The organism is Marinobacter sp., from assembly GCF_033722195.1.
Lineage (GTDB): Bacteria > Pseudomonadota > Gammaproteobacteria > Pseudomonadales > Oleiphilaceae > Marinobacter.
Map to the genome: position 1 here is coordinate 20,951 of NZ_JAWVZL010000033.1, position 11,017 is coordinate 31,967.

At 60.8% G+C, this 11,017-nt stretch carries 8 protein-coding genes; 5 read left to right on the forward strand and 3 right to left on the reverse strand.

Annotation, left to right across the window (positions count from 1 at the left end):
- The first annotated feature begins 138 nt into the window (after positions 1–138).
- Entirely contained in the window at positions 139–1,635 is a 1,497-nt protein-coding gene (gene glpD / locus R3280_RS08330) for a glycerol-3-phosphate dehydrogenase (RefSeq protein WP_318998134.1), read from the forward strand.
- 201 nt (positions 1,636–1,836) lie between these two features.
- Here the strand turns inward: glpD and R3280_RS08335 are convergent, their stop codons facing one another.
- A complete protein-coding gene (locus tag R3280_RS08335; RefSeq protein ID WP_318998135.1) occupies positions 1,837–3,054 on the reverse strand; it encodes a porin in 1,218 nt (405 codons plus the stop codon).
- A gap of 625 nt (positions 3,055–3,679) precedes the next feature.
- On the opposite strand from R3280_RS08335, the gene R3280_RS08340 reads away from it, so the two are divergent.
- Together R3280_RS08340 and R3280_RS08345 are read left to right on the forward strand one after the other, a co-directional pair.
- Complete coding sequence (locus tag R3280_RS08340; protein ID WP_318998136.1) at positions 3,680–5,437, forward strand: ABC transporter substrate-binding protein; 1,758 nt, start codon at positions 3,680–3,682, stop codon at positions 5,435–5,437.
- Between the two features lie 191 nt (positions 5,438–5,628).
- Positions 5,629–6,882, forward strand: a complete 1,254-nt coding sequence (locus tag R3280_RS08345; protein WP_318998137.1) for an ABC transporter substrate-binding protein — start codon at positions 5,629–5,631, stop codon at positions 6,880–6,882.
- Here R3280_RS08345 and R3280_RS08350 read toward each other — a convergent pair.
- Positions 6,879–7,496 carry a uracil-DNA glycosylase family protein gene (locus R3280_RS08350; RefSeq protein WP_318998138.1) on the reverse strand — a complete coding sequence of 206 codons (618 nt, stop codon included), beginning with the start codon at positions 7,494–7,496 and terminating at the stop codon, positions 6,879–6,881. The genes R3280_RS08345 and R3280_RS08350 overlap by 4 nt on opposite strands.
- Before the next feature lie 93 nt (positions 7,497–7,589).
- Here R3280_RS08350 and R3280_RS08355 point away from each other — a divergent pair, with 93 nt between their 5' ends.
- Both R3280_RS08355 and R3280_RS08360 read left to right on the forward strand, forming a co-directional pair.
- Positions 7,590–8,756 (forward strand): mechanosensitive ion channel family protein, encoded by a 1,167-nt coding sequence (locus tag R3280_RS08355; RefSeq protein WP_318998139.1) that lies wholly within the window; start codon positions 7,590–7,592, stop codon positions 8,754–8,756.
- 166 nt (positions 8,757–8,922) lie between these two features.
- On the forward strand, positions 8,923–10,239 hold the full coding sequence (locus R3280_RS08360) for an HD-GYP domain-containing protein (protein WP_318998140.1): 1,317 nt from the start codon (positions 8,923–8,925) through the stop codon (positions 10,237–10,239).
- Between the two features lies 1 nt (position 10,240).
- Here R3280_RS08360 and glk read toward each other — a convergent pair.
- Positions 10,241–11,017: glucokinase (gene glk, locus R3280_RS08365; protein ID WP_318998141.1), on the reverse strand; the 777-nt coding region annotated here is incomplete at its 5' end.

Genomic DNA, 11,017 nt, shown 5'->3' on the forward strand with positions numbered 1-11,017 from the left:
CGTTTTGTTGGCTATATTTTCCTTTACGAATTAGAAAGTTTTTCGCATAATGAAGAACATGGATAGTTGGCTACAATAACGAATAACAGCGCAAACCCTGCAGGTGGTTGCGCCTTATCGGTAAGGAGACGGCCAGACATGACCGCTGATAAGACAGTTTATGACCTGATTGTCGTTGGAGGAGGCGTCAACGGCACAGGTATAGCGATGGATGCCGCGGGTCGCGGCCTGAAAACCATTCTTTGCGAGATGAACGACCTTGCGTCGGCAACCTCCTCCAACAGCAGCAAACTGATTCACGGTGGTCTGCGCTACCTGGAACACTACGAATTCAAGCTGGTGCGCCAGGCCCTGGCCGAGCGCGAGTCGCTGCTGAAGAACGCACCCCACATCATGTGGCCCATGCGGTTTCGCCTGCCCCACCAGTCCCATCTGCGCCCGGCCTGGATGATCCGTACGGGCCTGTTCCTCTATGACCATCTGGCCAAGCGGGAACTGCTGAAAGGTTCCAAGAGCATCCGGTTCTCACCGGACGGCCCGCTGGTGCCGGAGATCACGAAAGGCTTCGAATATTCCGACGGCTGGGTGGATGACGCCCGGCTGGTGGTCCTCACCGCCAAGGCGGCCCAGGAGAAGGGCGCCGTGGTCAAGACCCGGACCCGCTGCGTGAAAGCCGAGCGGGAAGGCAAGCTTTGGAACGTCACCCTGGAGGATGTGGCCACCGGTGAGCGGGCCAGCTACCAGTGCCGGGCCATGGTCAATGCCACCGGTCCCTGGGTCAGCAAGCTGTTCAAGGACACCATGAGCATCCCCGCCCCCAAGCAGATCCGCATGGTGAAAGGCAGCCACATCGTGGTGCCCAAGGTTCACGACGAGCCGGAAGCCTACATTCTCCAGAACGCCGATAACCGGATCATTTTCGTGATTCCCTACGAGGACGACTTCTCCCTGATCGGCACCACCGATGTGGAGTACGAAGGCGACCCTCGGGAAGCGAGGATCTCCCCGGAGGAAACCGAATACCTCTGCGGCATTGTCAACGATCACTTCAAGAACAAGCTGACACCCAAGGACGTGGTCTGGTCCTATTCCGGTGTTCGTCCGCTCATGGATGACGAAGGCGATGCCAGCAAAGCGTCACGGGACTACACCTTTGAAGTGGACGGCGGCAAGAAGAACGCGCCGCTGATTTCAGTGTTCGGCGGCAAGATCACCACCTACCGCAAGCTGGCGGAAGCAGCCACCGACCGGATCTGCCAGTTCTTCCCCAGTGCCGGGCCGGAGTGGACCAAGCATGCACCGCTACCGGGTGGGGATTTTGTCGACCAGCCCCAGCTTCGGGCCGAACTGGGCAGCGAATACCCCTGGCTGCCCTCCGGGCTCGTTCACCGCTATGTGCGCACCTACGGTACCCGCACCCGGGTGCTGATTGGCGATCGCAAATCCATGAAGGACATGGGCCAGCATTTCGGCGGCAACCTCTACGATGCGGAAGTGGAGTACCTCGTGGATCACGAATGGGCCCGCAATGCCGAGGACATTCTCTGGCGCCGTACCAAGCTCGGTTTGCGCCTCTCCAAGGACGATATGGAGCAACTCCAGCAACACCTGGACCAGCGCCACGCCGCTGCCTGACCCCCTCCTCCAATGCTGCTCTCCAGCATCACCTGAGCCCCCTCAGGTATTTTAATGGCCGCTTTCGCGGCCTTTTTTTGTGGCGGTTTTTTGTCCGGCCGTTTGGCTTCGACCAGACATTCACCCATAAAAAAACCGGGCACCCCTGAGGGGCGCCCGGTCTCTGCTTTCCCGATGCTTCAGGAAAGACGCCAGATCACCTTAGAAGGTGAACTGGGAGCCCAGGATGAAGGCGTTGTAGTCAGAACTGTCAGTGTTGTCACTGTAGTCCTGCACTTCAACCATCACGGTCCAGGCGTCGGTTGCCTTGTAACGGGCAAACACCATGGCCAGCTCGGAATCGACATCCGTCAGGTCATCGGAGCCCTCACCGTAGCTGGCGCCCAGGGTGGTGCGGTTAAAGCCATAAGTGCCCTCGACGTACCACTGGTCGGCGTCTTCTTCCTGGGAGCCGCCCAGAATGCCGTGACCACCCACCACGAAGTTACCGGTACTCTGCGTCATTGCGTAGTTGGCACGCAGACCAAAGCCACCCGTGGAGATGGAACCGCCCACATCAACACCGGTCATGGTGAAGTTGTCGATGGTGGAGTTGTTCACGTCCACGGACTGGGTGAAACCGCTGGTCCACAGGGTCAGCATGTCGCCGGTCCACACCAGGTTGGCTTCCAGGCGGGGCGTCTCGGTACCAACCGCGGCGTTTGCTGCGGCCGCGGCCACTGCCGGATCCGGCTCGGCGGCGTAGGTGTCCGCCGTGTCTTTCGGCTTCTCCGGCTGGAACAGGCCAACCTTGAACTGCAGCCCGTTCATGCTCGGCGAGGTGTAGGTCACCCGGGGGTTGAAGTTGGCATAGAAGTAACCGTTACCGATACGACCGGCAGTCGCGTCACCGGCGTTGGGGCTGAACAGGCCAACACCCAGGCCGCTGCCGTTATCGCCGATGGCCGGTACACCGAAGATGCCGAAGCCCTTACCAATGTTAAGGGTACCGAAGTCTCCGGCAATCGCGAACTCGGCAACCCGGCTTTCTACGCCGGACTGACGCCCGAAATCAACACGGCCGAAACCGGAATTCTGGACACCGTCGGCACCGGAAAGGTGGCTGTTGAGCTGGAAATGGCCGGACACATCGAGGCCGTACTGGCTCGGTGCGTGAATGTTGAACTGGGCAGTGGCGGGGTTGAAGCCGGTGGTGATGCGGAAGGCATCCTCTTCCAGGGCGTCATTGTCGCTGATCAGAGCAAACACCGGGATATGCCCGTTGACGCCAAACTTCCAGCCGCTATCCGCTTCAAAGGAGACGTTGGCCGCGGCAGGCGCAGCCATGCCGCCCGCCAACAGGGCCATGGCAACCGCCAGGGGCGCTCTGCGATGAACTGAGGGGGTGGTTGGTTTGGAAAAATTGTTGTTTTCGATCATGGTAGCTTCCTATTGTTGTTAGCGCTAAAACCGGGAAGCTCAAGACCGACGTCACAGCCAGACACTGGAAATAAATTCTTTAGTTTCCAAGCTTTAACTTCGACAGCCAGTCAGGACTCCCGCAACACGCCCTGCTGTCAGCGACCGCCCTTTTCATGCGGTCACCCAGCCTGGACACTACAAATCTAACCGCATAACCGAAAAATAGAAAGTTTTCGAACATATTTTTTTTGATTCAATCGAACATTTTTTACATCCGGGTTACAAAATTGAACGGTAATTCATGCCGCACATCCCGGAATTATTAGTATAAATCCTTTTTTATCAGTATTTTATGATTTCTTGCGAAAAGACAGCTATGTTTCCGAGCTGTGTTCGAGCGGACATAACACTAAGGTCGCGCTGACCATACCGCGCCCCATTTTTCTATCTGGGTTCTCTTTAGATTCAGCCGCATAGGCGCATAAGTTCATTTTTAATGCTTGTTATTCAACGCTTTGAACTATGTTACCGGAATTGCACAAAGTTCTCGGACGCCAAGATTCCCTCGTTGACGAACATTTTCTTTCTTGTTAAATGTTCTCTACCGAATATTGCAACGACAACAAGAACAGGGTCCACCGTCATGACAACAACACTTAAATCTCTGTGGGGCATCACCCTGCTGACCCTGGTCACCACCCTGGCGGGCGCCGGGCCCCATACGGACGCCCTCACCCTGGAGGAGCGCGCCGTTATCGAGCGCTGGCTGGATGAGGAGTTCACGGTGTCGTCACTGAGCCGGGAAGAACAGATGGAAGAGCTCGCCTGGTTCGTTCACGCCGCTCGCCCCTTCCGGGGACTGGATATCAAGGTCCTGTCCGAGGACATCACCACCCATCGCTATGAGGCCACGGTGCTGGCACGCGCCTTTGCCCAGATCACCGGCATTCCGGTAGAGCACGACATCCTGCCGGAGGGTGAGGTCATCCATCAGATCAACCTGCAACGGATCATGGCCGCCAAGGGCCGTTACGATGCCTTCGTCAACGACTCCGATCTGATCGGCACCCATTCCCGCAGCGGCTGGGTTCTGTCCCTGAGCGAGTTCATGGCCAACGAAGGCAGGGAGGTGACCCTGCCGACGCTGGACTTGGAGGACTTCCTGGGCATCAAGTTCGTCACCGGCATCGATGGTGACATCTACCAGCTCCCCGACCAGCAGTTCGCCAACCTCTACTGGTTCCGCTACGACTGGTTCCAGCGGGCCGACCTGCGGCAGCAGTTCCGGGAGATCTACGGCTACGAGCTGGGGGTGCCGGTCAACTGGTCCGCCTACGAGGACATTGCCGAGTTCTTTACCGTTCATGTGAAAGAGATCGACGGCCAGCGGGTCTACGGACACATGGATTACGGCAAGCGTGACCCGTCCCTGGGCTGGCGCTTCACCGATGCCTGGTTCTCCATGGCAGGTGCCGGCGACCCGGGGCTGCCCAATGGCCAGCCGGTGGATGAATGGGGTATCCGCATGGAGAACTGCCATCCTGTGGGGGCCAGTATGGAGCGCGGCGGCGCCACCAACAGCCCGGCGGCGGTCTATGCCCTGAACAACTACATCGACTGGCTCAAGCGTTTCGCGCCCCCCGAGGCCATCAACATGACCTTCAGCCAGGCCGGCCCGGTGCCGGCCCAGGGCCAGATTGCCCAGCAGATCTTCTGGTACACCGCCTTCACCGCCGACATGACCAAGCCAGGCCTGCCGGTGGTGAACGAGGACGGCACACCGAAATGGCGGATGGCGCCCTCCCCTCATGGCGCCTACTGGGAGGAGGGTATGAAACTGGGTTACCAGGACGTGGGCGCCTGGACAATTCCGCGGGTGATGAGCCCCGACCGCCAGAAAGCGGCCTGGCTGTACGCCCAGTTCACCACCGCCAAGAGCGTTTCCCTGCGCAAGACCCTGGTAGGACTGACCCCGATCCGCAAATCCGACCTGGACACTCCGGAAATGCAGGCGGCGGCGCCCAATCTGGGCGGCCTGGTGGAGTTCTATCAGTCTCCGGCCCGGGAACAATGGACGCCCACCGGAATCAATGTGCCGGACTACCCCAAGCTGGCCAAACTCTGGTGGCCCAACATTGCCGACGCCATCACCGGCAAACGCACCCCCCGGCAGGCCCTGGACCGGCTGGCCAACAGCCAGGATCGCGCCATGGCGGTAATGCAGCGGCATTTCAGCCTCAACACCTGCGGCCCCAAGCTGGTGGATGATGACAAGGTCAAGGGCGAAGCCTGGTGGCTGGCCCAGCCCGGCGCCCCCAAACCGCAACTGAGTAACGAAAAGCCCGCGGGCAGGACCATCGCCTACGACGACCTGGTCAGTTCCTGGCAAAAGCAGCAATAACCCGCCGTCCTCACAGAAAGTCAGCCCCGGTAACACGCCGTTACCGGGGCTGACAAAATCACTCCGAGACTATGACCATAGTCCCATTGTCCCCGACCTGATTCCGCCGTAACACTTGCAGAGCTCATATAATAGATAACAACTGACCGGGGTTCACCCACTCCGGCCCAAGCGCTCTGGAGACCATGCTCATGAATTACGGCAAGCTGCTGGTGGCTTTGCTGGTACTGCTGGTCGGTACGGCAACGATCGCCGCCGAAACACTCAAACTTGGGCTCAACTACCCGCAGACGGGTCGTTACAAGGACCAGGGCCTGCAACAGCGCCTTGGGGCCTTTCTGGCGGTGGAGGAAATCAACGCCGCAGGCGGCATCTTAGGACGCCGCGTGGAACTGGTGATCCGGGACACCGGCGGCGATCCGGCCCGGGGCGCCCGCAACACCGCAGAGCTGATCGACCGCCACGGCGTCAGCATGGTGTTCGGCGGCTCCTCCAGCGCCGTCGCCATCGCCTCCGGTGAGGCGGCGCGGGATCGGGACCGGCTCTATTTCGGCACCCTCACCTACTCCAACGAAACCACCGGCAGCGCCGGTCATACCCACATGTTCCGGGAGCCCTACAACGCCTGGATGTCCGCCAAGGCGCTGGGCAAATACATGAACCGGGAGTTCAGCAGCAAGAAGCATTTCTACATCACCGCCGACTACACCTGGGGCTGGTCCACCGAAGAATCCATGCGGCGATTCACCAATACCAGCGACAAGAATGGCCACCCCGGCGTCACTACCCCCTTTCCCAAGGCCCAGACCCGCGATTTCAAGGCTGCTCTCGAGCAGGCCCAGGCCAGTAACGCGGAGGTGCTGGTGATGGTGTTATTCGGGGATGACATGGTCCGGGCCCTGAACATCGCCTATGAGATGGGCCTGAAAAACAAGCTCCAGGTGGTGGTGCCCAACATCACCCTGGGCATGGCCCGCGAGGTAGGCCCTACCATCATGGAGGGCGTGATCGGCGCGGCCCCCTGGACCTGGCAGGTACCCCACAAGTACGGTTTTGAACGAGGCAAGCAATTCGTTGCCAGCTTCTCTTCCCGTTTCGAGATGATGCCATCGTCCTCTGCCGCCTCCGCCTACAGCATTGTCTACCAGTACAAGGATGCCGTTGAGCGGGCCCGCAGCACCGACACCGGGGCCCTGATCAAGGCCCTGGAGGGCCACCGGTACCAGTTCCTCAAGGACGAACAGGAATGGCGCGCCTTCGACCACCAGAACGTCCAGACGGTCTACGTGGTCAAGAGCCGCCCCCGGGGCCAGGTGGTGGCCGGGACCCTGGGTGATGACTACTTCGAGATTGTCGACCAGATGCCGGGCAACGAAGCCGCCCAGACCCTGGCGGAGTGGCAGGAGGAACGACGCGCTGCTGGCGCGCCCCTGGCACTGCGCTAATCCTGCCTTGCGGCGCCGGCCCGGTCCGCCAGCAGGTCGGCCACCCGGGCCTGGAGCTGCGGCACCACCTGTTCCTCGAACCAGGGGTTGCGCCGCAACCAGAGGTTGTTGCGGCCGCTGGGGTGCGGCAGAGGCACCAGGTCCGGCCAGTAATCCCGCCATTGGGCCACGGCCTCGGTCACAGAGCGTTTCGGCGAACCCAGGTGCCAGGCGTGAGCATAGGCTCCGATGGCAAGGGTCAATCGAACCCCGGTCAGGCGCGAGAGTAACAGGTCGCGCCAGGCCGGCGCGCATTCAGGTCGCGGTGGCAGGTCGCCATTGCGCCCGGTCCCCGGATAACAGAACCCCATGGGCAGAATCGCCAATTTCTGCTCGTCATAGAACGTCTGGCGGTCTATGCCCATCCATTGACGCAGCCGGTCACCGCTGGGGTCGTTGAACGGCAGCCCGGTCCGATGCACACGAATACCCGGCGCCTGGCCCACCACCAGAATGGGCGCCGTCACACTGGCCTGCACCACCGGGCGGGGCCCTTCCGGCAGGTAGGCTTCACAGATTGTGCACTGCCTTACCCGCGCCAGCAGTTCGGAAAAGGATTCGTCAGTCGATGTCATGCTGTCGTAGAGTCAAAGAGTGGCGGTAGCTTTACATTCCTGGGACATACCGCAACCATTACGCATACCATCCGACCAATGCAAGGGCAGCCTATGGCATCCAGTTTTGCGGACCAACTCTGGCAACAGTTTCTCGTCAACCTGGCCGACTCCATCAATGCTCTGGGACTGTCCGATCCGCAACTGTCGACCCTGGTCATGGATGGCCTCGGCCAACTGGCCGTTAGCCTGGTGCTGCTTGGCGTCTTTGCGCTCGCCTACCTGCCGGTGGCGGTGGTGCTCAAACTGGTGGGCAAGCGCATGGGCAGAAGCCGGGTGCTGGTGCATCACCTGCTGGTGGGACTGCGTTATCTGTTCCTGCTGCTGGCGCTGCTGGCATTGATGGGCCAGTACGGCGCCTCGGCTGACTTGGTCAAGGCCACCACCCGGGCCGGCTTCCTGGCCCTGGGATTCTATGCCCTGTGGCTGGCCGCCTCCAGGCTGCTTCATGAATTCCGGCGACGCTATCATTTCGACCCTTCCCTGGGACAGCTTCTGAAAAACAGTCTGTCGGTCCTGTTGGTGGTGTTCGCCGCAGTGACCGTGCTGAGCCAGTTCGGGTTCGATGTGGTGTCCATCGTTGCCGGCCTGGGGATCGTGGGGATCGCCGTCGGCTTCGCCGCCCAGTCCACCCTGTCGAACTTCATCGCCGGGGTCACCCTGCTCATCGAGCGGCCCTTTCGCATCGGCGACTGGGTCCGCATCAACGATCAGGAAGGCAAGGTCATCAAGATAGCCCTGCGTACCACCTGGCTGCGGACCCGGGACAACATTTTCACCATGATCCCCAATGACAACGTGGCCTCTTCCGACATCGTCAATTTCAGCGCCGAGGGCGAGATCCGCCTCCGCCTGCCGCTTGGTATTGCCTACAAGGAAACCGCCAGCGCCGCCCGTGAAGTCATCCTGCCGGTGCTGCAGGATCACCCCGACGTCATGAAACGGCCAGGCCGGGACCCGTCGGTGCGGATGATCGGGCTGGGAGACTCCTCCATCGATCTGGAGGCCCTGGCCTGGATAGGCCCCTACGACATCGACTTCCGGGTCAGGATCTCATGCGAACTCTACGAGGGTATCAAGGCCGCGCTGGACGACGCTGGCATCCAGATTCCCTTCCCCCACCGGCAACTGTTCATCGATGAAGCCAAGGGCCTGGCGCCCTGGCTGGACTCGTTCCGCGAGCATCCGGGCACTGACCGCGCTCAAGGGGAGGAGTCCTGAGACCTGACAAATGGATCGCCAGCGGCGACGGTTTTTTACAAAATTTTTGTGTTTTTGCGACGAAAGGCGAAATAAACTGGATTTGACTTGGTCGAGCAGCCAGCGGATCGGAAGCCACCGGGCGCGCCCAACTGCTTGCAGGCAGAAGTGTGATTGAGGGAAATTCGTGCAGTCCGTCGAAACGATCGAAACCGAAATCCTGGTGTCTGACGTCCAACTGGGTATGCAGATCACCCGCCTCGACCGGCCCTGGTCGGAGACGGACTTCCCGCTGCAGGGTTTCATCGTGCGCAGCCCCGACGACATCCAGGCCATCCGGGAGCAGTGCGAGACCGTGTTTATTTTGGGCCAGGTTTCTTACGTCCATCCCCGGGATCGAGCCGTTTCCGTCAGCAAAGCCTCGACCGCCGGCGCCAAGACACAGCCCACAAAGACCCAGTTGGTCCGACGCATCAACTACATCAACCAGATTCCCTTTGATGAAGAGCTCAGCAGCGCCATGGAGAGCTTCCACCGCTGCCGCAATCTGGCCACCCGCATTCTCGATTCCGTGCGCCTTGGCCGGGTGATCGAGCTGAACGAAATCCGTCCGGTGGTCAAGGGTGTGGTGGCCAGTATCCTGCGCAATCACTCCGCTCTGCTCTGGCTCACCCAGATCCGCAGCAAGGACGGCTACACCGCCGAACACTGCATGAATGTCTGTGTCCTGGCGGCGGCTTTCGGCAAACACCTCGGCCTGATGGAGTCGGAGATCGAAACCCTGGCGCTGGCAGGACTGCTCCACGATGTGGGCAAGGTCAAGGTGGACCAGGATGTGCTGAACAAGCCGGGTGCCTTCACCGAGGCCGAGTTCGCCCACATGAAACTGCACCCGGTGTATGGCCGCCAGTTGTTACTCTCGGTACACGGATTGCCTCCCGTGGCTGTGGATGTGGCGCATGCCCACCACGAACGCATGGACGGCAGCGGTTACCCAAGGGGACTGCTGCACAACCAGATCCCCTATTTCGCCAAGGTAGTCTCGGTGGTGGATGCCTACGACGCCATGACGGGCGAGCGGGTCTACGACAAGGCGAAATCTTCCAAGCAGGCCTTGGACATCATCTACAAGTGCCGCGGCAAGCAGTTCGATGACGACCTGGCGCTGGAGTTCATCCGCTTCTGCGGCATCTATCCGCCGGGCTCGCTGGTGGAACTGTCCAGTGGCGAAATCGCCCTGGTTCTGGAGTCTTATCCGCAGAATCGTCTGAGGCCCCGGGTACTGGTCGTTCGCAGTCAGGAAAAGGCGCCCTGCACCGAGCGCGTCGTCGACCTGCTCAAGCTTAATGTGAGCAACAGCGACCCGATAACCGTGACCCGGGAGTGGCCGAATGGCAGCTATGATGTGGATCTCCGGTCCTATCTCGAGAAGGGTCTGATCCTTAAAACCCATTCTGGCTCCCAGGATCCTGACACTCTCAACGACTATCTGGGTCAGCCCTGAGTCATCGCACCTGCGGATTGGCCAGGGCCGCCGCCGCCCCCAGCAGGCCGGTATGGGGCTCGGTCACCAGAAAGACAGGCGTCGCCTGCATCAGCGACCGCATCCGGCCCTTGTCCTCGAACCCGGCCTGGAAGTCACTAGTCCGCAGGAAATCGCTCATTCTTGGCAGGATGCCGCCACAAAGATAAACGCCCCCCAAACTGCCCAGGGTCAACGCCGCATTACCGGCGACCCGCCCCAGGATCCGGCAGAAATGCCCAAGGCTCTCCACGGCCAACTGGTCGGTGCCGGCCAGGGCCGCGCCTGTGATCGTCTCCGGGGTGGTCAGCGGCGCCGCCAGGCCGGCCAACTCTGCCCGTACCTGATAGAGATTCACCAGGCCCTGGCCACACAGAATCCGCTCCACCGAGACCCGGCCAAAACGAGCCCGCAGAATACCCAGCACCCCCGTCTCCAGCTCATCCACCGGGGCGAAATCCACATGGCCGCCTTCGGTCACCAGCGGCACCCAGGCATCACTCACCGGCACCAGCGCGGACACCCCGAGACCGGTGCCGGGACCCATCACCAGCCGCGGCCGATGGGGGTCGCCGGGCCCACCACAGAGGTGCTGCAGGTGGTCATCCCCAACATGCAGCACCCCCAGTGCCATGGCGGTGAAATCGTTGACCACCTTGAACAGCCGCCAGCCAAATTCGGCTTTCAGGGCCGCCACACTGAAAGACCAGTGGCTGTTGGTCATCCGTACCTCGTCTGCGCCTACCGGCGAGGCCACCGC

Coding starts and splice junctions, on each gene's coding strand:
- R3280_RS08335 (WP_318998135.1), bottom strand. CDS start 3,054: ATGATCGAAAACAACAATTTTTCCAAACCAACCACCCCCTCAGTTCAT.
- R3280_RS08350 (WP_318998138.1), bottom strand. CDS start 7,496: ATGACATCGACTGACGAATCCTTTTCCGAACTGCTGGCGCGGGTAAGG.
- glpD (WP_318998134.1), top strand. CDS start 139: ATGACCGCTGATAAGACAGTTTATGACCTGATTGTCGTTGGAGGAGGC.
- R3280_RS08345 (WP_318998137.1), top strand. CDS start 5,629: ATGAATTACGGCAAGCTGCTGGTGGCTTTGCTGGTACTGCTGGTCGGT.
- R3280_RS08355 (WP_318998139.1), top strand. CDS start 7,590: ATGGCATCCAGTTTTGCGGACCAACTCTGGCAACAGTTTCTCGTCAAC.
- R3280_RS08340 (WP_318998136.1), top strand. CDS start 3,680: ATGACAACAACACTTAAATCTCTGTGGGGCATCACCCTGCTGACCCTG.